Here is a 23,268-nt window from a genome sequence, read left to right as displayed (position 1 = left end):
AACGATCAACCGGACATACTTTCGGAAGCGATCGCGAGTACGCCGCGTCGAAACGATTCAGAGGTACATAACGATAGACCGAGCATACTCATCCACAAGCTCTCCAGGCCCTCACCCCTCTTCTCCGTCAGCGTCGCCGTCGATCGGCACTCAAAGAGCCGCGAACAGGTTCTCTCTCGATCCACAGCCCCTTTTCATCGTGATCAGGCGATCATAACGATTCATGGCGCATACTTCGTGGAACGGCTCCTTGCGCGCATTAGAACACTAACGATTATCTACCCGTAGTGGACTAGAGAACACACCGATAGACCGAGCATGAAACTGGGGTCAATCGGCGATTAACCGGACATACTTTTCACGATAGCCCAGACATACTTGGGGCGTGCACTCACGATAGACCGGGCATACCACTACCGATTAACGGGACATACTTAGGCTCTGTAAGTTATTGATTACCAGCATCTTGCGATGCAGAGAATTTGTTTCTAGACTCTTGTTCTAGACAGAAAGACAACAACACGGCCTGCTGTTGTTCTTCGATTTTTCGACCAGGAAGACGGGGACGGGACGGATCTCGATGCGAAGCCTTTTGGGCCGAACACCGGGAGCATCGGGATGGAAGAGCTGGAGCTGATGTTCGAGGACGGCGAGGCCGTTGAACCGCCGACCGAGGAGACGACGACTGCGGGAGACGCAGGCTGGAAAGATGAACTGAACCTCGCCGAATTCCCGATCGCCGCTCTGACCGACCGGGTTCCCGATGGTCAAACGACGTTGGTCTTCGAGGACCGCCTGGAACTGCGCGACAGCCCACCGATCATCCGTCGGTTGACGATCATGGGGACCCATAAGCACGGTCTCCCCACCTCGCTGGACGACGAGGTGCTCGTCGGATTGATCCAGCTCACCAAGCGTCGCAGCAACTTCACCGACGCCCGGGTTCCGTTCTCGCGGTACGAGCTGATCGAGCTGCTGGGGTGGCCCCAGAGCGGCCAGAGCTATCGTCGGATCGAGGAAGCGCTGCACCGCTGGGTGGGCGTCGTCCTGATGTACGAGAACGCCTGGTGGGACAACACGGCCAAGAGCTGGGTCGACGAGCAGTTCCACGTCCTGGACAACGTCACCCTCTACGACCGCGAGCGCTGGCGGAAGTCCTCGGCACGGGCGGGCAAGGCCGGCAAGGGCTCCGCCAAGGCGGAGAAGCCTCCCCTGCCCCTCTCAAGCTTCAAGTGGAACGACGTGATGTTCCAGAGCTTCCAGAGCGGCAACCTCAAGCAGCTCGACCTGGAGCTTTACCTGAAGCTCCGTCTTCCGACGACCAAGCGGATGTACCGGTTCCTGGACAAGCGGTTCTATCGTCGGACCCGGCTCGACTTCGACCTGCGGACGCTGGCCTGCGAGCACATCGGCCTGAGCCGGACCTATGCGCCGACCGAGCTGAAGCGACGGCTCAAGCCCGCCCTGGACGAACTGGAGCAGCTCGGGTTCCTGGAGGTCCTGACGCCCGAGGAGCGTTACTCGTACGTCAAACGGGGGACGTGGCGGATCATCCTGATCCGTGGGCGTCGCGGCGCGGCCGCCGGCGAGGGCGTCGACGCGTGCGAGGACGAGCCCTCGGAACTGGTCGAGGCGCTTCGGAGCCGAGGTGTGGTGGCCAAGGCCGCCCAGGAACTCGTGGCCGAGCATCCCGCCGCCCGCATCCTCACCAAGATCGAGGTCTTCGACTGGTTGATTCGCAACGAGGACAAGCGGGTCGGCAAGAACCCGGCGGGCTACCTCGTGGCCTCGATCCGGTCCGACTACCAGGAGCCGAACGACTTCCGATCCGAGACGGAAACCAGCGCGGCGAAGAAGTCGACCGCGGCCCGGCGCGAGGAGGCCGATCGCAAAGCGGCTGAATCGAAGGCCGAGGCCAAGGCGTCCGCCCGCGACCAGGAGGAGCGTGAGGCTCGACTCAAGGCCGCCTGGGAAAAGCTCCCAACCGATCAACGCGACGCGATCCTGGCGACCGTCAAGGCCGAGAATCCCGGCCTGAGCCGCTGGAAGAAGATGCTCGAACCACTTTGCCTGGCCGCCCTGGAAGTCAAAATCCGCGACGGCAAGCTGGGCTCCAGCCAGCCCCTGCTCTTCCCCGAAGGCGACTCCGCCTGACTTCGATCAGGCGGCGTCGCCCTCCGCATCGCGGTCGGCGGCGGCGTCGGAATTTCGTCCCGAGCGGCGGTCGCGCGAGTCGTAAAGGACCATCGACGCGACTAGCGGCCGCAGCAGATCGTTGACGACTTCCGAGCGGTCCTTGCCCATGTGGATCGCGTACAGCCAGAGCTTCTTGTCAACGTCTTCCTCGATGGCGAACATCCGCTGGACGCGCCGGGGCTTCGCCGGCTTGGCTCGCGAGGCGCGGGCGCGCGACGTCGAGGACGCCGACGCGGTCCGGCCGACCGGCTCCTGATCGTTCGAGGCGTCGGCGTCCATCGGCTCGGCGACGGCCGCCTGCGCTGCTGGGGGATCCCCTGCTCCGGTCTGCGCGGTAAGCCGGCGCTCGAATTCGGCCTCGGTCATGCTCGGCCGGGTCAGGCCGGTCCGGCTCTCGGGACCGGGGATGCCTCCGCGGCGGGTTGGGCTGCTCATCGTCTACCTCCTTCCGTCGCCGCATCCGTCGGGCGTCGGGGTCGGCTGGGGTCTCGCTCGCGCCCGCGGTCGCGCCGCGGACAACTATGGTCCATACATCGGTACCGACGGACGTTCAGGAGGCTTCGCGGTACTCGGAGTCGACGGGGTCGACGTCCTCGTTCTCGGCCTCGGACAAGGCTGCGGCGGGGGCTTCGGCGGCCCGACCTTCCAGGAACGATTGAGCGGCTGCCCGGTAAGCCGAGGCCGCCGGGCTCAGGCGGTCGTAGTGGATCAGGGGCATGCCGCGCGCATAAGCCTCGCGAAACTTGACCGACGCCGGCACGACCATCTCGTGGACGATGGGCCCGAAGTAGTTGCGGACCTCGGCCTCAATCTGCTTCGAGACCAGCGTGCGGTCGACCCTTGTAATGAGCACACCGGAAATCGCCAGCGGTCCGGCGTCGGTGAACTCGAGGCGGAACTCGCTGACGGTCCGCACCAGATCCTCGAGCGCCCGCACGCCGGCGAGGGCCGCGACGCAAGGATCGATGGGGATCATGATCTCGGACACGGCGTAAAGGATCGCCACGTTCAACGGCGTAAGAACCGGGCTGGTGTCGAAGATGACCACGTCGTATCCGGTCAGCCCTTTGAGCAGTCGGCGGATGCGGAACTCACGCCCCTGCCCCAATCCCTGGACGCCGCCCATCTGATCCGAACAGTTCCCCAGGCGGTCGCCGGGAGCAACCACGTCGAGCCCGGGGTATTCCGTGGCCATCGCCACGTCGGCCAGTCCCGAGCCTTCCAGCAGCGCGTCGGCGAGACCGATCTCCGGTGCCCCCCGGGGGAAGTATCCCAGCGCTGCGTTGCCCGATGGATCCGCATCAACCAGCAGCACGCGCTGATCGAGCTCGACCAGCGCGGCGGCCAGGTTGATGGCCGTCGTGCTTTTGCCGACTCCGCCCTTGGCGTTGGTGACCGCAACGCTCCTCATGATCCCCCCTCCCCTGCGCCCAGGTCGGACTCTCTTCGTCGCGGCGAAAGTCTGATGCGAAACGGCCTTACAACAAGGCCTTGGAACCTTGGTCCCTGGGTCGCTGGGCTCCGACGTTTCATGGCGCCTTGAGGCCTCGATCTCTTGAAGAATTGAAGCCTCGATCGCTTAACATCCTGGTTTATCGGTCGCTGGTATCCATGACTTGTCGTTTCCTTGGGAACTCGACGAATCGGCTCCCATCTACCGAGGTCCCCATTCGCCTTGGAACCTTGGCGACGACACGCCAATGTCGCTGGATCACCTCGACGACTCGTCTTCAAGTCGTCCAGCGACCAAGTGGAATCTGGAAGCAAGGCGCCAAGGCATCGAGCCGCTCCATGTCCCATGGGCTCTTGTTGCATCGGTTCCCAGCGATGAAGGCGCCAAGATGATCAAGGGGCCTGGGCGTCAAGTCGTCATGGCGCACGATGAACCTTGAGTTCAAGTCACATTGGACTAGCAGACGCCAAGACGTCAGGGCGACCTTGAAGCCTTGATAGATTGGCGCATCGATCGGCCATGATCCTTGGGGGCTTGAGGAATCGGACTCCAGGCGAGTGGATTCCAAGTCAATCCTGCCGTCATGTCGCCTGTGGCTCCTTGACTTCAAGGTGAACCAGTCGCCAACCTCAGCAAATCGCCTCGACGAACTTGGTTTATTGACAACTCGTCATCAAGTCGATGCGGTCGACTTGGAACCAAGGTGCCAAGGCATCTGGAGGCCTTGGTCGCTTGGAGCCTTGGAATCTGCAACAGTAGAACGACAGGCGGCTCGCTCCAATCACCGGTTGGACCCTGCGAGTCGTGGGATCGGCCGAGCGGCATTGCGAGAGCCGCCGGCGGACAACCTCTAAATTCGTCGAGCCGTCAAGCGGGCCGGCACTGCTTGAAACCAAGGCTCCATGCTGTCCATGAATCAAGGCGACGCCTGATCCAGGGGCCTTGATACCAAGGCGTCAAGGTGTGTGGGTTCATAGGAAACAAGGTGATTGGTCATGCTAGGTAGCTGGGTTCCAAGGAATCTTGTCGCCCTGGCGAATTGAAGAATCGCCCGCTTGGAATCCTGACGCCTGGGTCGCTTGGCATTCGGATGCCAGGAAGCCATGACTTCAAGGCACTCGCAGAAGCTTGGTTTCAAGGCCCCTTGAGGACTGGTGATTCTTGGCACCTTGGAAACTTGGCGCCTTGGTTCATCGGTCGTCTTGAAGCCTTGCGGTATTGGCACCAAGCGACATCGGTTTATCGCCGTCAATCTGATGGGGTGAGCATGGTGCTTCGGCGGCCTTGATCGCGGGGTTCCAAGGCGACCACGGGTGCGGCTCGTGAGAGTCGCCACACCTTCAGAACGAAGCTCGTTCTACGGTGCCTCGAAGCGGCCAAGAGTTCCTCTTCAAGGGAGGAGCGAGGGGACGGGTTCACGAGCGGACGACAGGTGGGGCAGGGGAGGGGAGGGCGGCTCAGTACGCGCAGGTTTTCGATTTGGGACAGGCCGTCGAATAAAAAACGAGAAGATACTTGACATGGATGATTAGCGGCATGGATGATAACAAACATGTGTCCGTTTGGGACGATGGAGAATGTGTGGGGCGATTAGGTCGGCGAGGGTGGGTGGACGGGTAAAATGGGTCGTTTGGGGAGTTGACACCGGTGGGATAAACCGGCATGTTTTGACGATCCACCATAGATTCGCTCAATGCGTCGATCGAGATAAGCCGCGCAGTCGCTCTATATCGCCACCGTCGTCGCCGGGCGAAGGGCGAATCCTCAACGTGAGATTTGGAGATCCAGGTCATGCGCACGGGTGCTTCGGACGTCCCCTCTCGTGGTCTTGGTAAAGGCCTTCGCATGGACGCCCGGCTGAAGAGGGCCCGGAAGGCGCATGCGCGTCAAACCGTGCTGGAGCACCTGGAGCCCCGGACGTTGCTGGCGATTCTGCCGGCGCCCCAGGTAGCGGGTTCGGTGGCGGGGATCTCGACGACGGGGGGCAACGTCAGCAGCCCGACGGTCGTCGTGGACCGTTACAACCCGTATCACCTGGTGTCGATCTGGGTGCGTAACGACCCGTCGCTGGCGCCGGGCAATACGACCCTCGTTCAGGGGTCCTATTCGAACGACGGCGGCGCGACGTGGACCGCGATGGGGAGCAACATCGCGGGCGGTGGTACGCAGATCGATGCGGCGATCGCGCCTTCCAACGGGGTGTTCACGAGGTACACCCAGACGACCAACCCCCTGATCGCGTTCGATAACAGCCACCACTTTTATGTGTTGACCCAGCAGAGCAACGCGTCGAACTCGTCCGGGGCGTTGGTCCTGCAGAAGTTCAACTTCCCGGGGACCGGTTCCGGCGGGACGCCGACCGCGGTGATCAGCAACCAGATCGTCCGCCAGTGGACGACGGATCCGGTACTCAATCCGACGCTGACCGTCGACGACAATCAGACGTCCTTCACCGACCCGACGAGCGGGGCCACGCAGACCGATCCCTATGCCGGGAACGTCTGGATCGGCTGGACGACCCAGGAAACGACTCCCACGGGGATCTTCAATCAGAACGGGTCGTCCTGGAACGCGAACTCGATCCAGGTGATCTCGTCCTCGGACGGCGGTAACACCTTCAGCGGGGCGGTTAAGGTCAACAATCTCGCCGGGGGAAGCGCCAACGCCTGGGGACGTTGGACGTCGTCGGCCGGCGTCTACGCCATGGCTACTCCCAAAATCGTCGCCGCGCAGGGGACGTCCGCCACGGCCGGCGGCGGCGCCACGGTGGTCTGGGACAACTTCGGCCGGGCTTCCAACTTCACCAGCGACGCCATCCAGGCGACCCAGGTGTCGGGTGGGTACTCGTACCAGGCCGTCTACCCGATCGCGGGGAGCAGCGTCCCCATCAACCAGGCGATCACCACGTCGTCTGGGCCCTACATCGTTCAAACCACGGATTTCCCCGTCAACTTGACGGTCGATCCGACGAAGTTCTCCTCGCTCTCGAAGCTGATCGTCAATCTGGAGATCCAGCAGACCGACGTGTCCTGGCTGGGAGCCTACCTGACCGCGCCGGCCGGCGTCATCGACCCGGCCACGGGCCAGCCGGTGAGGATTCTTCTGTTCTCTCCCGGCATGGACGCTTCCGGAACCACGCCCAATCCTCAGAATCGTGGCGTGACCGGGGCCAACATGGGCATGGCAGGGACGTTCGGTACGGCGCCGAACCTCATTCCCTACGGCGAAATTCCGACGACGTTCGACGACGGCGCAGCCCGGAGCGTCAACGACCGCAGCACCGCCGGCGCCTATACGAGCACGTACCGCACCGAGGCCTTCGATCAAGGCGCCAACGGCTATCGAAGCCTCCAGTACCTCTCGACCTTGGGTTTGACGGCGGCCCAGGTCTCGGGTACGTGGACCCTGACGATCATCGCCAATCGCAACAACGGCACGAACCCCGGCCCCGTGCTGCGTGATTTCAGCATCACCGCCACGTCGGGCGCGGTGGCCAACACCACGACGTTTACGGTGGCCGACTCGGCCACCAAGTCTGTTACGGACTACACGAACGTTCGAGGCAGTCTCAGCGGCACCTTCGCCCGCGCTTCCGCCGCGGCCGGGCCGCAGGGGATTGGTCCTGAGATCAGCGTCGCGCAGGACAACACCCTGGGCTCGTACAGTCAGTACCAGGGCCGGATCTACGTCACCTACGTCGGCTACATGAACATCAGGACGTCGGGTCAGGACAACCCGGCGGACAACACCGACATCTTCCTCGTGACGTCCGACGACGGCGGCGTGACCTGGGTCAACCAGGGAATCGTCAACGACGACCAGGGATCGGTCGACGGCTACAGCGGCGCCAACAAGAACACGACTCTGGGGCAGATCGTCGGCCGGGCCCAGTTCCTGCCTCAGGCCGCCGTCGACCAGGCGACAGGCACGCTGGTGATGTCCTGGCGGGACGGCCGCGACGACTCGGACCGCTCGCGGTCGGCGATCTACGTGGCGGCCAGCCTCGACGGCGGCGGCACCTTCAGCGCCCAGTCCAACGCTAGCCCGACTCAGACCTCGATCGACGCCATCACCGGCCAGACGGTCGTCCTCAACCCGGCCGGCGACAACTTCACTGGGGTCAGCCCGGCGGCTTCGGCTTACGGCTTCGGCGTCCAGATGGGCCTGGCCGTGGGGGCAGGGCAGGTCTACGTCGCCTGGGCGGGCAACCAGAACAGGTCCACTCTCGACAGCTCCAACAACGTCATCGGCAGGACTTTCCAGACCTACGTCCAGCGCCTGACCGTCGCGGTCGGACCTCGTATCCTCGGCAGCACCCAGGGGGTCGTCGGTCAGCCGGGGGATGTGATCAACACGCTCCGCGCGGCTGACGGGTCGCCGGTGGCCAACTCCTTCGTCATCACCTTCGACCGGCCCGTGGCCGTGATGACGAACGCCAACATCGCCGTCTTCTTCAAGGGGACGAGCAACACTTCGTCGTACGTCTCGTTGCCGATCGTCAGGGTCGATCCGGTTGACGGCTCCCAGGTCTTCACCAGCCAGGGGGTGCTGATCGGATACACGATGTTCAAGGTGGTCTTCGACCCCTGGAACGGCGGCTCGACGTCGGCCTACACGAACCTGGTCGGCACCTACAGCTACGCGGTGATTCCGTCGAGTACGATCACCGACCGGATCCGTCGCTACAACGCGCTGGGCAGTCTCGTGACGGGCAACCAGATCGACGAGAACGCCAACGGCATCGCCGGCGAGAGCCCGTTCCAGGTCGGCTACGTCAGCAAGACCCCGGGCGACTACTATCTCGCGCCCTACCCGACTCGCACCTCCGCGGTGAGTTGGGGGAGCACCATCACCGACCTGTTGACCGCTCCGTTCAGCTCGATGACCCTGCCGCTGATCGTGCCGGGGGCCCACGTCGCGTCGACGTCGGCGACCAATAGCACCGGGTCGGACAACCTGGTGCTGAACGGCACGAACTCGAAGATGAACCTCACCTTCGACCGCGACATCCTGGCCTCGTCGTTCACGGCCGCGGACGTGCTCTCGATCATGGGGCCGACCGGTTCGCTGCTCGGGCCGCAGTACTTCGCCTCCGATAAGACGGGCCAGTCGATTCCCGCGCCTCTTTCGTCGTCGGTCGCTGGGACTCTGCTGTCGACGTTGACGGTGCCCAGCTACGGTGGGACGTTTACGGCGAAGAACCTCACGGTGACGCTCAACGTCACCTTCCCGACGGCCTCCGGCCTGTCCGTCTACCTGGTCGCCCCCAACGGGACCTCGCTGCTGCTCTTCTCCGGAGTCGGCGGGGCGGGGGCCAACTTCACCAACACCACGTTCAGCGACTCGGCGGCTCAGTCGATCACGAGCGTGACGTCCGCGCAGGCTCCGTTCACCGGATCGTACCGACCGGCGGGGGGCAGCCTGGCGACCACGTTCGGCAACATGTCCATCGACGGGGCGTGGACGCTCAGGGTCGTCAACAGCAAGACCGGATCGGTGGGGGTCCTCAACTCCTGGTCGATGAGCGTCACGCCGAACATCACGGTGACGCCCGTCGGCCTGGTGGGCCTCTACGCCCGGACCTTCGCCATCGGCTTCCCGATGCAGAGCCTCAGCGGGACTTACACGTTCCAGGTCGCGCCGACCATCGTCGACCGCTACGGCCAGGCGGTGGACTCGAACCTCAACGCCGGCGTCGACGTCCTCCGGGGCGAGGCGGTCAACGTCCCGACGACCTCGGTGACGTACAACAGCGGGACCGTGAACCAGTCGCTGGTGGCCAACACGATCACCTCGACCATCAACGTCCCTGACAATTTCCTGATCCAGGGGACGAGCGCCACGTCGGGCCTCTCCGGGCTCCGACTGCGGTTGAGCCTGTCGACCGCCAACGTGGCGCCGCTGACGGCCACGCTGACCTATCATCCCGGCCAGGCCGATCAGAAGACCATCACGCTGTTCACGAGCCTCACGCAGGGCCCGAACACCGGCGGTTTCGTCGACGCGATCCTCGACGACAACGCGTCCACGCCGATCAGCCAGAGCCTGCCGCCCTACTCCGCGGCCTCGTTCAACCCGCTGACGCCGCTGACGACCGCGTCTGGGTTCCTCGACCTGATCTCGGGCGGAGCCTGGCAGCTGAAGATCACCAGCACCGGCGGCACGACGGCCACGCTCAACAACTGGTCGCTCCTGTTCGAGAAGCCGCTGCCGACCTCGGGCCTGGGCGAGCCGGTCGCCGACCGCATCAGCAGCAGCTTCCGGATCTTCCAGTCCGACCCGTCCAACGCCCTGTCGCGGAACACCTGGACGTCGGTCGGTCCGGCCACGGTCAGCGGCTCGAGCGGCCTGATCGGCGCCATCGCCCAGGATCCCTCGGATCCCAGCGGCAACACGTTCTTCATCGGCGGGGCCACCGGCGGCGTCTGGAAGACGACCAACTTCCTGACCACCGACAGCCAGGGCCCCACCTACATCCCGCTGACCGACTTCGGTCCGACCAGCGGCCTGAACATCGGATCGATCGCGGTCTTCGGCCGCAACAACGACCCCAACCAGTCGATCGTGATCGCGTCCACCGGCAACGCCGACCAGGGGACGACGGGCGTCGGCTTCTTGATCTCCAAGGACGGCGGGGCGACCTGGGGCCTGTACGACAGCACCACCAACGTCGACTCCTCGGGCAACCTCCTGCCGATCTCGTCGCCGCTCCGCGACCGGGCCTTCGTCGGTTCGACGGTCTTCAAGGTGGTCGTCGATCCCAAGGCGACGTTGACCAACCAGGTGATCATCTACGCCGCGGTCAGCGGCAACAACGGCGGTCTCTGGCGCAGCCTTAACACGGGCGCCACCTGGCAGCTCATGAAGGCGGGAGACGCCACCGACGTCATCCTCGATCCGTCGAGCACGGGCAGCGGCACCGACCCCAACCTCCAGATCGTCTACGCCGCCTTCGAGGGCGACGGCGTCTACATCAGCCCCAACAAGGGCCAGGTCTGGAATCTCATGGCCGGCGGAGTGGGCAACCCGCTGATCATCGACACCCGCGACAACAACAACGTGGCGGTGGCCAACGGCACGGTGAACCCCAACGGGGCTCATGGCCGGATCGTCCTGGCGAAGCCCGCCCTGACGGGCGTCGCGCTTTACGACAAGATCTACGCCGGCTGGCTCTACGCCGCCGTATCGAGCCCTGACGGCGGGTTCTACGGCCTGTTCATGACCAAGGACTTCGGACAGAACTGGGTGAAGGTCCGGATCCCGACCGAGCCGCCGTTGGGTGGACACGTTCCGGCGATTCCCAGCAACGACATCGCTCTGAACGATTACACGATCACCAACGGTCGGGGCCAGGAGGCTCTGTCGCTGGCCATCGATCCGACCAATCCCAACATCGTCTACCTGGGCGGCTACGAGGCCGCCAACTCCGACACGGGGATCATCCGGGTCGACTCCACCAAGATCTGGGACGCCCAGAACCTGACCACGTTCTCCTCGGTGGCCGCCGACGGCCAGACCGACTGGAGCTCGACCGGTCCGGTCACCGTCGACAGCATCGTCAACGGCTGGGCCACCCGCATCCCGACCGTCGGCTTCCCGATCCCGAGCCAGCAGACCTATATCAACTACATCCGCGATCCGGACAACCCGTTCAACGCCACCGCCACCCGATTCGCCGTCGGGCTGGGGCAGTTCACGAACAACGGCTTCGGGACCGAGTGGATCCCCTTCGACGCCCCATTGTCGATCGCGGATACGACCACGCCCACCTATAACAGGCTGGTGACAATCGTCGACCCGATCACCGGCCTGCCGCGGCTGATCTACGGCAGCAATCGCGGCGTCTATTCGGTGCTCGACGACAACGGCACGCAGCTGGTCGGAACGAGCGTCGGGACGACGCCGACGCCGGTTGCCGACCGCAACGGCAACCTTCAGATCGCCCAGTTCTACTACGGGGCCGTGCAGCCGAACAACGCCGGAACGGCGAGCAGCGTCGACGCGGCTCTGTTCGCCGCCGCCGGCAACGACGGCGGTCAGGTCTCCTCGAGCAACGTCCTGAACACCGGGTACCTCACCTGGTTCCAGACGTCCGGCGGCGCCAACTCCGGCGGCGTCGCGTTCGATCAGCAGGGGACCGGTACGATCTACCAGTCCTTCCAGCCGGGCTCGATGCCGCTCAACCTGGGCACGACCTTCTTCCAGGTCGACCACACGGGCCGGACGTTCAACCTGATCCAGTCGAGCGGCAACTCGACGACGCCTGACCCGCAGTGGGCTCCCGGGCCTGGGGCGACGTTCACGGTGAACCCGCTCACCGGTCAGCAGATGATCATCAGCTCGGGGACCGGGCGGATCTTCGCGACCACGAACCAGGGCCAGACCTGGTTCCAGATCGGCGACCCCTCCGTCTTCGGCACCCCCGGCGGCTACAGCCAGGCCCTGGCGTACGGCGCCCCCGACCCGACCGCGCCGGGCGGGATCGGCAACCTCGGCAACTTCATGTACGTCGGCACCTCGAGCGGCCGGATCTTCATCACGCAGACGGGCGGCGGCGGGACGGGGAACGCCTGGACCGAATCCTCCACCGGTCTCGACGGCTCGTCCATCCTGCGGATCGTCCCCAGCCCGACCCGCGGTAGCCACGCGGCCTACGCGGTGACCCAGGTGGGCGTCTACTACGTCGCCGACTCGCTGGCCGCGAACGCGGCGTGGATCAACGTCACGGGGAACCTCCGCGACATCGCCTACACGATCTTCGGCCAGAACTACGACCAGAGCACCGACCCCAACTCCACCAAGCTCAGTCAGTCGCTGTACCTCACGGCGATGGTCGTCGACTGGCGGTACTCGATCCCCAACTCGGCGGCCGACCCGGTGGGCTCGGGGTTGCACCCGGTCCTCTACGTCTCCGCGAATTCCGGCGTCTACCGGTCGATTGACAACGGCGTCACCTGGACGTCCTTCCCCAACCAATCGATCGACGGCTCGGTGGCGGACGGCGGTCTGCTCCCCAGGACCTCGACGACCGACCTCGACCTGTCGCTGGGTGCGATCGATCCCAATACGGGGATGTCCAATCTGGCCGGGCCCTACGATCCGACGTCGACCTCGGCGGCCGACCCCGACGTGCTGGTGGCCACGACCTGGGGCCGAGGCATGTTCGCCATCCGGATGGCCCCGGTGGTCGTCCCCGGAACCGTGAAGCTCAACCCGGCCGACACCGGCGGCGTCGACACCAGCGGCAATACCATCGTCACCACGTCGCAGTTCCGGGTCTCGGGATTGAGCATGGCGACCGGATTCGGCGACGCCACCCGGATCACGATCTACGACCTGACCGACGGCAAGGTCATCGGCGGTTTCGACAAGAGCCTGCTGAGCACCAACAACGCCGCCAACTGGACCGACAGCTTCGGCAACTTCACCAACCTCAAGGTGAACGCCGGGGCCATCCCGACCAACGGCCTCAAGGTCATCCAGATCTACGCCACCGACGACGCCGGCGCGGTCGGCAACGTGATCACGCTGACGATCAACCTGCAGGCCTCCGACCTGGGGAACTCGACGGTCCCCGCCGATCCCACGCTGTCGCTCCTCGCGGCGGACAACACGGGGATCGACCCGACCCAGAACTACACCAACAAGTCCAACCCCCGGTTCACCGGCGTTACGACTGCCGGCTCCACGGTCGAGCTGAAGTACAAGAACTCCTCCGGCGTCTACGTTTCGTTCTCGCCCGCGGTCACGACCACGGCCGGAGCGAACGGGGCGTTCGTCCTTCAGATCCCCACCACTCCGGACGGGACCTACACCGTGGCGGCGTTCGCGTCCAACGCGGCCGGCCCGGCCAACAACCCCAGCCCGGGGGTGACGTTCCACATCAAGACGACGGCCCCGACCGCGCCGCCGACCCTGATCCTCAGCTCGACGACCGATTCCGGGATCGTCGGCGACGGGATCACCAACGTCCGGAAGCCGATCTTCACCGGGACGGTCGGGGCGGCCAACGCCGGCTCGATCATCCGGATCTATCAGGCTTCCAGCACGGGCGCCCCGACGGGCTCGGTCCTGGCCCAGGTCACGGCCAACGCCTCGGGCAACTACTCGGTCCAGTTGCCGCTCTCGCTCGACAACGGCGTGATCTCCCTGACGGCGACCGCCGTCGACCCGGCCGGCAACCCCGCGCCGAGCAACAGCTCGAAGCTCGTCACGACCATCGTGACGACCGGCATGGATTACTCCGGCAGCTCGTTCGACTACTCGGGGACCGTCAGCAAGTCGCAATCGCAGGCCATCCTCTACCTGCGGAACTCGTCCGCCAACAGCGGTCAGTGGTTCGGCCGGCGGACTCCGCCGTCGCTGGTCCCCATCTGGTTCCCCAACGGAACCAAGGTCGGGCTCGTCACGGACATCCCGCTCGCGGGCGACTTCGACGGCGACGGCAAGGAAGACATCGTCACCTACCGCCCCGGCGACAGCACCTGGGTCGTCTGGCGGTCGACGCAGGGCGGCCTGGTCTTCAAGTTCGGCACGGCGAACTCCAGCCAGCCTGTCGTGGGCAACTTCGATGGGCCGGGGGCCAGTGAGTACGGCGTCTTCGACCTCGTCGGCGGGGTCGGCAAGTGGAGCTTGACCAGCGCCACCGGGACGGTCAAGAACTACACCTTCGGGCAGACCGGCGACGTTCCGCTCGTCGGCGACTACCTGGGGTTGGGTTACGATCAGATCGCCGTCTATCGTCCTTCGACCGGCCAGTTCATCGCCTTCAACCGGAGCACGTCGACGTCCTCCGTCGTCGCCACTCTGCCGGCGAACCAGGTCCCCGCGCCGGGGATGTACGACAACTGGATCTCCTTCAAGACCAACCAGCCGTACAAGATGATCCCGGCGGTCTTCAATCCGGCGACCGGCGTGTTCACGATCGCCCGGCTGTCCGGCTCGCCCTTCCCGACGACGGTCGTCTTCAAGGCGGGCGACATCCCGTCGCCGGCCGACTACGCCGGCGTGGGCTACGACATCCCCGGCGTCTACCGTCCGAGCACGGGCCAGTTCCTGGTGAAGAACGATCAGTTGCAGTCCAACGGGTCCGACTCGCAGGTGGCCGTCTTCTCGGCCGCGGGAACGCCCGTCGTCCCGGTGAATTCGCCGCTGGCTTACCGTCAGCTCTCGTCGTCGGCCCTGATCGCCGGGACGTCGCCGGTCGCTCAGAAGGCCTCCGCGACGGCCTCCATCATGGTGGCGCCCGCCCCCACGGGGGATGTGGTTGCGACCACGACCACCGCAACGACCACCACGACGACGACCACCGCAACGACCGCCCCAGTGGTCGAGACGACGGCTCCGGCGGCCTCGACGACGCCCGTCATCCAGGCGTCCTCGCCCGTCGTCCTGCCGTCGCTCTCTCTCGCGGCGACCACCGAGAAGGGGGCCTCGCAGCCCTGGTTCCTGGGGACGACCGCGCCGGGGGCCACGGTTGAGCTTTACCTCGGCAAGGCGGGCGTCGCGGCCTCGAAGAAGGTTGGGACGGTCGTCGCCGACGCGAGCGGCGGCTACACCTACCAGCTTCCCGCGGGCTTCCGCGCCGGCAACTACTCGCTGACGGCCGAGATCCTGGGCGCCGACGGCTCGACGACTCCGGTCGCGGCCGTGACGTTCCAGATCGCCGCCGCCGCCAGGCTCCGCACCCCGGTTCGGGGGCGGTTCGCCCAGTCGACCGCGGCTGCGATCAAGGCCAAGGCGAAGGCTGGGGCCGCGACCGCCGAGTCGTCGACCTCGCCGCAGGGCGTCGTGGTCAAGTCGGTCGTCGCAGCCTCGGCGGCGGCGACCACGGCCGCTCCGCTCGCGTCCGACGCCTTCAGCCAGGCGATCCAGTCTTTCGACGGCGTCCGGCTCGCTTCGATGCGGAAGAAGCGGAGCTGATCCGGCTTCCGCCCGTCGCAACCTGACCACCATCCCGAAGGCCCGAGGGCGTCCCCCTCGGGCCTTCGCCTTTTCCATCCCTGGCGACCACCCGCAGCCGAGGTCCGCCCGTCGCCGCCGGACGGGTTCGTTCGTCGATCGACGGATCGTCGCTTTGTATCTTAACTTCATGTTGAATCGTCGTTTCGGGCGTCGCGGCGGCGGGTTCGTTCGGCGAATTCTCCTGCGTCGCGACCTTGCGAGGCTCCGGCCGACCGGCTTCCCTGCGGAGGCGGGCTAGAGTCTCGACGGTCTTGATCAGTTCGCGGGCGCGGGCGGTCTGGAACCGGTGCAGGCGTTCGCCGGTGTCGTCGACGGCGAACGACGCCCGTTCGGCTGTTTCGACGGCGTTCTCGCCCTCGATCTCATTCAGCTCGACCGCCAGGACCTCCAGTCGTTCGACTTGACCGTCGACGATTTCCCGCAGCATCGCGATGGCCGCGTCCGGGTCGGCGGGGCGAGGGGCGATCTCGCGCCACGTGCGCCAGGAGTTGAAGGCGGGTTCGTCGTAGGCGGTGATGTCCAGCATCTTCTTCCAGAAGTCGACGCCCCAGCCCTCCTCGGCGACCTCCCAGGCCAGGAAGACGGCGTTCAACTCGGGGTCGTCGACCGCGTCGCGGGGCTGCTTTCCCAGCAGCCGGACGAACCTGTACTGATCACCGAACGTCCAGGGCTGGTCTGAACGGATCAGGCAGTCGATTTCCGACCATCGCGCGATCAACCAGCGCACGCCCTCGGGCGATTCCTCCAGGGCGGCGACGAACGCGGCCGGATCGTCGGGAAGGGAGCTCGGCAGGGGGCCTCGACCGGCCAGAGCGAAGAGCTTCCGTCCCAGATCGCCGACCTTCGCCGTTCGTTTCGTCCGTGATTGGAGCATCGCCTTGCGGACGCGGCGGGAGAGCAGGGCGGTCTCGAACCGCTCGGCCCGATCGAGCGCCCACGAGGCCCGCGCCGCGCGGACGACCAGTTCCTGCTCGACGGCGTTCGTCGGCTGGCAGTCCTCCATCCAGTCGCGGATCCGGGCTTCCAGTTCGGCCGGGTCTTCCTGGGGCAGAACCAGGGGCGTCGTCCTGGAACGGACGCCGTGCTTCAGAGCGTTGAGTCGACTCTGGGCCTTGCCGGCCTCGGTCCGAGGCCCGGTCGACTTCTGAGCGTTGGCGCGATTGGCGCGGATCTGCGCTTCGGTGGCGGGCATGGCGGGCCGTCTCCCAGGTGTTTGTGAGAACCTCCATTTGTCTAGAAAAGGGTCCCTGATCGGCATTCTTGATTCACCCGACGCTGGAATTCCCAGGTGCTCGGGCGTTGCCATCCGGAAAATCGGTGCTTTGCTCGCGCCCTACCGACGCTTCAGCCACCACTGACGGGCGCGGGCCTTGTCCCAGTCGGAGGCGCATCGGCAGAGGCCGAGGGCGGCTTCAAAGGCCTCGGCGTCTGGGAAGCGATCCTGGGGGGCCTTGGCCAGGCATCGGAGGACGACGGCTTCGAGGTCGTCCTGCACGGCGCTTTGGAGTTGGGAAGGGGGGATGATCGGGTCGCGGGCGTGGGCGACGAACACTTCGATCGGGGTCCGAGCCTCGAACGGAGGCCAGCCGGTGAGCAGGTAGTAGGCGACCGCTCCGAGCGAGTAGATGTCGCTCCGGGGGTCGAGGGTGCGAGAGCCGCTCGCCTGCTCGGGCGACATGTAGAGCGGGGTGCCGAGGATCTGCCGCTCCTCTTCATCACTGAATGTGGACGCCGGGGCTCCCGCGGCGTGGACCAGGCCGAAGTCGAGGAGTTTCGCCACGTCGTCCATCCCGCCTCGACGGGCGGCGAAGATGTTCGACGGCTTGACGTCGCGATGGATCAGGCCTGCCTGGTGCGCCTCGTGGAGCGCCAGCGCGACCTGGCGGAGCAGATAGACGACGCGTCCGGGAGGCAAGGGGCCGTATTGTGCAACCAGATCCGCCAGGCTCATCCCCGGCAGGTATTCCATGACGTAGTAGTACGTCCCATCCTCGGTCAGGCCGTAATCGAAGATCTCCACCGTGTTGGGATGAGAGAGCGTCGCGTTGATGTAGACTTCCTTCTCGAACCGCCTGATCGCACCGGGCCCGCGGACGACGTCGGGGCGGATCAGCTTGATGGCGCACGGCCGTTTCAGGAGTTCGTGCTCAGCGAGGTAGACCTCCCCCATGCCCCCCGAGCCGATCCGCTCGCCGAGGCGGTACTGCCCGAACCGCCGCGCCGCGACCACTTCCGACCGCAGCTTCGAGAGCGCCTGAGCGGCGAAGGACGAGATTCCCGCCAGGACGAACAAGAAGCCGACGTCGATCGCCAGAACCCAGATCATCCGATTGCCGTCGGGCCGCGGCTCGACGAGCCAATGCGCGGCCGAGGGGTCGTACAACGCCGCCGCCGCCGGCGAGACGAGCGGCAGCAGAGCGAGCAAGCCGGAGACGATCGCAACCCGTCGCCAGTTCGTCGGGATGTAGACGGCGTGGATGAACATCAACAGCGAGGCGAGCAGAACCGCGTTCTTCATGATCCGCTCCGCCGAGATGTGCTCCACCCGGAGCCTGCCGTCGTCGGTTACGGGGGTCAGCAGACCCCGAGCCGAGTAGAAGAGCAGGAGGCCGGCGAGGACGGCCACCATCCCAAGCTCGATTCTGCGGAGCCACGGGAGCGAGACGCGGCGCGTGGAGAGCAGCGCGACCACCCCGGCCAGGCCCAGCACGACGACGATGAACGGGACGAGGATCCACGGGGAGACCCGGCCGAGGAAGAACGGTCGGAGCAGGATCATCATGCCGAACGTCAAGATGTGAATGAGCGGCAACTGTCGGAGACGCGACTGGACGACCGACCTGAGTTCGTCCGACCTCGTCCCTCCGGTAGCGGCGATCGCCGCCCTGGGAGAGAAGACGTCGCTCTGTCCGGCGGGATCCGTGGACGACTCTCCACGGGGGCTCGGGGGCGCGGGCCAATCCACGGTCTCCGCCGGAGGCGTCGGGTCGGGGAAGAACCCCTCGCGATCGGCCGCGTCGTCGTGCCGCAGGAGGGATTCGACCTCGGCCTGGAGCCCGTCGTCGCCGTCGCAAGCGGTGCGGAGCCATTCGCGGCGATCGGCCGGGGGGACGCTCGCGGCCGCGTCGAACAGTTCGCCGATTCGGCCCCAGCGTTCGGAGTTCATTCTGCTTTTTCTCCTCGCAACTGACTGTGGAGCCAGGCGCGCCCCAGCCGGCAATCCCGCTCGACCGTGCCGGCCGACACCCCCAGCGCCGTGGCGACCTCGGCCACCGTCAGGCCGCCGAAGTAGCGGAGCGTGATGGCCTGCCCCTGCCGCTCGTCGATCGCTGTCAATCGATCGATCGCCTCGTGAACGTCGCCGATCCCGACGTTCTGACCTTCGAAGTAGTCGACCAGCGAATCGAGCGGGACCCGCTCCCATTTCCCTCCCCGACGCGCCGCCGACCGTGTCCGCGCATGGTCGATGAGGAGTTCCCGCATGGCGCGGGCGGCCGCCGAGAACAAAAAGGCGCGGTTCGTGGCTCGGTCGAAGACCTCGTCGCCGAGAAGGCGCATCACGGCCTCGTGGACGACCGCCGTGGGCGACAGCGTGTGGTCGCGACGTTCCCGCAGCATCATCCGCGCCGCAACGTCTCGGAGCTCGCTGTAAACGCGGGTGAGCACCTCGCCCCGGGCTCGGGCGTCCCCCTCCCGCGCTCGGGCGAGGATGGTGGTCAAATCCGCCCCGGACTCGGGCACGGTCGCTTCTCCGAAAACGTCGTTAAGGCCGCCGGTCTCATTTTCCGCGTGCCTCTTATGGGAGACAAGCGACGTCGGACGACGAGCCGTCGACGCGCCCTCCCAATCGGATCGGAAACCAGCGGCGGAGTTTGGACATGATCGACCTGGTGTTCTGGAGTTTCGTCCTGCCTCTGGGGGTCCTGGTCCCCCTGGCGGTGGGAGCGAAATCGCTTGCCGTCATCGCCGCCCTCCCCGGCCGCGACGGACAGCCCGGCGCGTCTCCAATCGTGCTCGATCCCATCCGACCCGATTCACGGGACGACGCCGACGGCGTCCCGAATCCAGACTTCCTGGAGATCACGTGCGGGTTGCGGCTGCGACCGATCGAGGACGATTCGTCGTATCGAGACGCCGTGGCCGTCCTCGACCGTCTGTTCAACCTCGATCGACTCCAGACCTCGGCCGAACGCCGGTACTTCCAGAACCTGGCCGAGAAGGTCTATCAATACGAGTGCATCCGGCTCGTCGTCGCAAGCAGGCCGTCGGCCGTCGAGTCGGCCGGACGCCTGCTGTTCGGGGTCGTCCTGCTGATCTCCCTCGGCGCCTAGTCGGAGGGCCGCCGATCGATCATTGCAGGGAATCCGGGACGGCCGGAGCGAAATCGACGCCGATTTACGGTCGGATTCCTGAGTCGACGACGTCTCGAACGGCCATGATCGGGGGAGCCTCGTATGCAGCGGCCTACTTTGCTCGTTCTTGCGGGGGCGTCCGGCGTCCTGTCATTGGGCCTGATGGCGGCCGGCCTGGAGCCCGCTGCCCCCCTTGCCGCCGCGCAGGCCCCTGCGGCGGCGTCGGTCGCGGTCGAACTGCTCGCCTCGCCCAGAGCGGCCGACGTTGTGGACGCCGCCGACGCCTTCCTCGCCACGCTCTCGGATGAGCAACGGGCGATCGCCCAGATCGAGCTCAAGCCCTCGCTCGCCATCCGTTGGACGAACTTCCCCGGCGGCTCCGAGCGTCGCAACGGCGTCTTCTACCGCGATCTCAAGCCGGAGCAGGTCGACGCGGCCATCAAGGTTGCGAAGGTCGCGCTCGGGGAGGAAGGGTTCGCCCGCTATCAGGAAGTCCGCGCGGCCGACGACGCCTTCGCCAAGGGCCGCGGCGGCCGAGGGCCCGGCGGGCCGGGTGGCCCGGCCCAGAAGAAGGGCGGGGGCCCAGGCGGCGGCGGGGCCATGTTCGGCTCGCAGAACTACATGATCGCGTTCCTGGGCAAGCCGTCCAAGACCACGCCCTGGATCTTGCAGCTAGGCGGGCACCATCTCGCCATCAACATCTACTACAAGGGGACGGCCGGAGCTGCGACTCCCTACCACGTCGCCGCGCAGCCGACCGTGTGGAAGGACGAGCAAGGCAACACCCACGACCCGCTCGCCCCGATGCGCGACTCGCTCCACGGCCTGCTGGCCTCGCTGACGCCCGAGCAATCGAAGCAGGCGAAGCTCGAAGCGCGGTTCAACGACGTCTACGTCGGCCCTCAAAAGGACGGCAAGTTCCCCGCGAAGAGCGAGGGGGTTCTCGTCTCCGAACTGTCTGACGTCTCGAAGGACTTCGTCCGGAAGGCGATCGCCGCCTGGACGGGCGACAGCCCGCAGGGCGCTGCTTACATGAAGCTCTACGAGGCCGACCTCGACAAGATCAGGGTGTCGTACTCGGGCACGACGGACGTGGGCGAACGCGGTGACTACGTTCGGATCGACGGCCCGCGCGTCTGGATCGAGTTCGCCACCCAGGGGAGCGACCACTACCACACCATCTGGCGCGATCGCCTGACCGACTACGGCGCCGAGTTCTCGTTCTGAGGCGCCGATCGATGCGACGACTTCTTCCGGCACTCCTGCTTCTGGCCGTGGCGGGGACCGCATGGGGACACCCCATGCCCAACTCCGCCGTCGTGCTGCGCATTCATCGTGACGCGATCGACGCGGAACTGACTCTGCCGATCGGCGAGCTGGCGGTGGGATGGGACAAACCCTTGCCCCCGGACGCCGTGGCGATCGTCGAACAGTACGGCGAGGAGTTGAAGGATTACGTCCGGGCCCACGTCCGCCCGATCGCCCCCGACGGCCGGCCGTGGACGGTCGCGGTGGGCGAGGTGGCCCCGGTCGTCGAGCAGGAACCGGACGTGCGGGTTTCGTTGAAGATGACCCCGCCCCCCGGCGCTCCCGTGGATCGGCTGACCTTCGGTTACGACGCGATCTTTCACCGCCTGGTGACTCACCGGGCGGTCGTCTCGCTGGCCGGCGACTGGCGCAACGGCGTCACGGCCGACGAGCCGGTGATCCTGGGGACGATGCGCGACACCGACGTCACGCTCGTCGTCGACCGATCCGGCGGTGGCTGGTTTCGGGGCTTCGCCGCGATGTTCCGCCTGGGCGTCCGACATATCGCCGAGGGGACCGACCACCTCCTGTTCCTGCTCGCCCTGATTCTCCCCGCACCGCTGGTCGCCGAGGGCTGGCGCTGGGGAGGCTACGCCGGGGTGAGGACGGCCCTGCGAAGGATCGTCGAGGTCGTGACCGCGTTTACCGTGGGCCATTCGATCACGCTGGTCGTCGGCGCCCTGGGATGGGCTCGCCTCCCGGACGCCCTCGTCGAGTCGGCCATTGCCCTGTCGATCTTCATCTCGGCCGTTCACGCCCTGGTTCCAATCTTCCGCGGGCGCGAAGTCTACATCGCCGGTGGCTTCGGCCTGGTGCACGGCCTGGCGTTCGCGGCGACGCTCGACGGCTTCGGGCTCGATCCCTGGACGCTGGCCCTCACCGTGCTGGGCTTCAATCTGGGCATCGAAGCCTTCCAGATCCTGGTCGTCCTGGCGACGATGCCCTGGCTGGTGCTGCTGGCCCGGACGAGGGTCTACGGCCCCCTTCGCACAGCCGGGGCCGTCTTCACCGGGATCGCCGCGGCCGCCTGGTTCGCGGAGCGGGCCTTCGACTGGCCGAACCCGATCGGCCCGCTCGTGGAAGGGGTCGCGGCCCACGGCGTCTGGCTTCTGGTCGGCCTGATCGCGCTGGCCGTCGCGGCCGGCTGGAATGGTCGCCGCGAGTTGGTGGAACCGGCCGGCGCAATTTAAGGGCCGCACGCCCCTCGGGGAGGCGTACGGCCTGGGATTGAACCGGATCGATCCATCTATCGAGAAATCAGCGTCCGCTGTGGGTGAGGGTGGTTTTGATCCAGGCGAGGTTGCGCTCGAACTCTTCGGAGGAGCGTCGGAAGGTGGTGAAGCTGGAGTTGAGCATCCGCGCGCAGACGGCGGCCAGGATCGCGACCAGCACCAGGGCGCCGAGGCCCGTGAACATCAGCGCCGCGTAGGGTTTCATGGAGAAGGCCTCGGCGATCCAGAGGCTGAGGCCCCCAAGAATCGCCACGACGCCGGCGAACGCCAGGAGGGTCGCCAGAACCAGGCCGGCGATCGCCGGCGCGGCCTTCTGAAGACTCTCCTTGGCGTCGGCCGCCGCCAGCTTGCCCTGGAGCGACGCCAGCGACGCCAGATCGCTGCCGAACGAGCTGACGTTGTCCATCAACCCGGTTGGACGGTTTTGAGACGCTGCGGGAGCGCCTGCGCCGTTGTTCAGGACCGTTTGATGAGCCATCCGAGGAGAACTCCCACGGCGAGCGCAGCGCCGACGGCCTTGACGGGATTGGAGACGATCGCGTCCTCGAAGGACTGGCGATACGGGCCGATGTAGTCGTCCATCACATCGCCGTAGGCGTCGCGGGCGCGGTCGGCGACGTCTCCATAGGCCTGACGGGCGCGGTGGGCGGCGTCTTCATAGCTGCGGCGAGCGGCCTCGCCGACCTCACCAACGGCCTGGCGGGCGTCTTCCATCGGGCGTCGGGCGTTCTCGGCCCAGCTGCCGAACATGTGGGAACCCATG

Annotated in this window: 12 protein-coding genes; 5 read left to right on the top strand and 7 right to left on the bottom strand. The window is 66.1% G+C overall.

Annotation, left to right across the window (positions count from 1 at the left end; genetic code table 11):
• Positions 1-618 precede the first annotated feature (618 nt).
• Entirely contained in the window at positions 619-2,154 is a 1,536-nt protein-coding gene (locus G5C50_RS25795; protein WP_240907364.1) for a replication initiator protein A, read from the top strand.
• A gap of 6 nt (positions 2,155-2,160) precedes the next feature.
• Here the strand turns inward: G5C50_RS25795 and G5C50_RS25790 are convergent, their stop codons facing one another.
• Complete coding sequence (locus G5C50_RS25790) at positions 2,161-2,631, bottom strand: hypothetical protein (RefSeq protein ID WP_165073853.1); 471 nt, start codon at positions 2,629-2,631, stop codon at positions 2,161-2,163.
• A 115-nt stretch (positions 2,632-2,746) separates the two neighbouring features.
• Positions 2,747-3,607: a ParA family protein gene (locus G5C50_RS25785; protein ID WP_165073852.1), complete on the bottom strand. Its 861-nt coding sequence runs from the start codon at positions 3,605-3,607 to the stop codon at positions 2,747-2,749.
• 1,833 nt (positions 3,608-5,440) lie between these two features.
• Here G5C50_RS25785 and G5C50_RS25780 point away from each other — a divergent pair.
• Complete coding sequence (locus G5C50_RS25780) at positions 5,441-15,571, top strand: Ig-like domain-containing protein (RefSeq protein ID WP_165073851.1); 10,131 nt, start codon at positions 5,441-5,443, stop codon at positions 15,569-15,571.
• Here G5C50_RS25780 and G5C50_RS25775 read toward each other — a convergent pair.
• The 3 genes from G5C50_RS25775 to G5C50_RS25765 form a co-directional block, all read right to left on the bottom strand.
• Complete coding sequence (locus G5C50_RS25775; RefSeq protein ID WP_165073850.1) at positions 15,507-16,805, bottom strand: hypothetical protein; 1,299 nt, start codon at positions 16,803-16,805, stop codon at positions 15,507-15,509. The genes G5C50_RS25780 and G5C50_RS25775 overlap by 65 nt on opposite strands.
• A 141-nt stretch (positions 16,806-16,946) precedes the next feature.
• Positions 16,947-18,779 (bottom strand): protein kinase domain-containing protein, encoded by a 1,833-nt coding sequence (locus G5C50_RS25770; protein ID WP_165073849.1) that lies wholly within the window; start codon positions 18,777-18,779, stop codon positions 16,947-16,949.
• Positions 18,776-19,354, bottom strand: a complete 579-nt coding sequence (locus G5C50_RS25765) for an ECF-type sigma factor (RefSeq protein ID WP_165073848.1) — start codon at positions 19,352-19,354, stop codon at positions 18,776-18,778. Before G5C50_RS25765 ends, G5C50_RS25770 begins: the two co-directional genes overlap by 4 nt.
• A gap of 137 nt (positions 19,355-19,491) precedes the next feature.
• On the opposite strand from G5C50_RS25765, the gene G5C50_RS25760 reads away from it, so the two are divergent.
• From G5C50_RS25760 to G5C50_RS25750, 3 genes are all read left to right on the top strand, one after another.
• Positions 19,492-19,944 (top strand): hypothetical protein, encoded by a 453-nt coding sequence (locus tag G5C50_RS25760; protein ID WP_165073847.1) that lies wholly within the window; start codon positions 19,492-19,494, stop codon positions 19,942-19,944.
• Between the two features lie 123 nt (positions 19,945-20,067).
• On the top strand, positions 20,068-21,192 hold the full coding sequence (locus G5C50_RS25755) for a DUF3500 domain-containing protein (protein ID WP_165073846.1): 1,125 nt from the start codon (positions 20,068-20,070) through the stop codon (positions 21,190-21,192).
• Positions 21,193-21,203: 11 nt separating this feature from the next.
• Complete coding sequence (locus G5C50_RS25750; RefSeq protein WP_165073845.1) at positions 21,204-22,463, top strand: HupE/UreJ family protein; 1,260 nt, start codon at positions 21,204-21,206, stop codon at positions 22,461-22,463.
• A 67-nt stretch (positions 22,464-22,530) separates the two neighbouring features.
• Here G5C50_RS25750 and G5C50_RS25745 read toward each other — a convergent pair whose 3' ends face one another.
• Positions 22,531-22,983 (bottom strand): phage holin family protein, encoded by a 453-nt coding sequence (locus tag G5C50_RS25745; RefSeq protein ID WP_165073844.1) that lies wholly within the window; start codon positions 22,981-22,983, stop codon positions 22,531-22,533.
• Positions 22,962-23,267: a DUF883 family protein gene (locus G5C50_RS25740; protein WP_165073843.1), complete on the bottom strand. Its 306-nt coding sequence runs from the start codon at positions 23,265-23,267 to the stop codon at positions 22,962-22,964. The genes G5C50_RS25745 and G5C50_RS25740 overlap by 22 nt, the downstream gene beginning before the upstream one ends.
• Position 23,268 lies beyond the last annotated feature (1 nt).

Source organism: Paludisphaera rhizosphaerae (genome assembly GCF_011065895.1).
Lineage (GTDB): Bacteria > Planctomycetota > Planctomycetia > Isosphaerales > Isosphaeraceae > Paludisphaera > Paludisphaera rhizosphaerae.
This window is presented reverse-complemented; position numbering and strand designations above follow the sequence as displayed.

Excerpts from the sequence above, each read along its gene's own strand:
- G5C50_RS25795 (WP_240907364.1), top strand. The coding sequence starts at position 619 with ATGGAAGAGCTGGAGCTGATGTTCGAGGACGGCGAGGCCGTTGAACCG.
- G5C50_RS25790 (WP_165073853.1), bottom strand. The coding sequence starts at position 2,631 with ATGAGCAGCCCAACCCGCCGCGGAGGCATCCCCGGTCCCGAGAGCCGG.
- G5C50_RS25785 (WP_165073852.1), bottom strand. The coding sequence starts at position 3,607 with ATGAGGAGCGTTGCGGTCACCAACGCCAAGGGCGGAGTCGGCAAAAGC.
- G5C50_RS25780 (WP_165073851.1), top strand. The coding sequence starts at position 5,441 with ATGCGCACGGGTGCTTCGGACGTCCCCTCTCGTGGTCTTGGTAAAGGC.
- G5C50_RS25775 (WP_165073850.1), bottom strand. The coding sequence starts at position 16,805 with ATGCCCGCCACCGAAGCGCAGATCCGCGCCAATCGCGCCAACGCTCAG.
- G5C50_RS25770 (WP_165073849.1), bottom strand. The coding sequence starts at position 18,779 with ATGAACTCCGAACGCTGGGGCCGAATCGGCGAACTGTTCGACGCGGCC.
- G5C50_RS25760 (WP_165073847.1), top strand. The coding sequence starts at position 19,492 with ATGATCGACCTGGTGTTCTGGAGTTTCGTCCTGCCTCTGGGGGTCCTG.
- G5C50_RS25755 (WP_165073846.1), top strand. The coding sequence starts at position 20,068 with ATGCAGCGGCCTACTTTGCTCGTTCTTGCGGGGGCGTCCGGCGTCCTG.
- G5C50_RS25750 (WP_165073845.1), top strand. The coding sequence starts at position 21,204 with ATGCGACGACTTCTTCCGGCACTCCTGCTTCTGGCCGTGGCGGGGACC.
- G5C50_RS25745 (WP_165073844.1), bottom strand. The coding sequence starts at position 22,983 with ATGGCTCATCAAACGGTCCTGAACAACGGCGCAGGCGCTCCCGCAGCG.
- G5C50_RS25740 (WP_165073843.1), bottom strand. The coding sequence starts at position 23,267 with ATGGGTTCCCACATGTTCGGCAGCTGGGCCGAGAACGCCCGACGCCCG.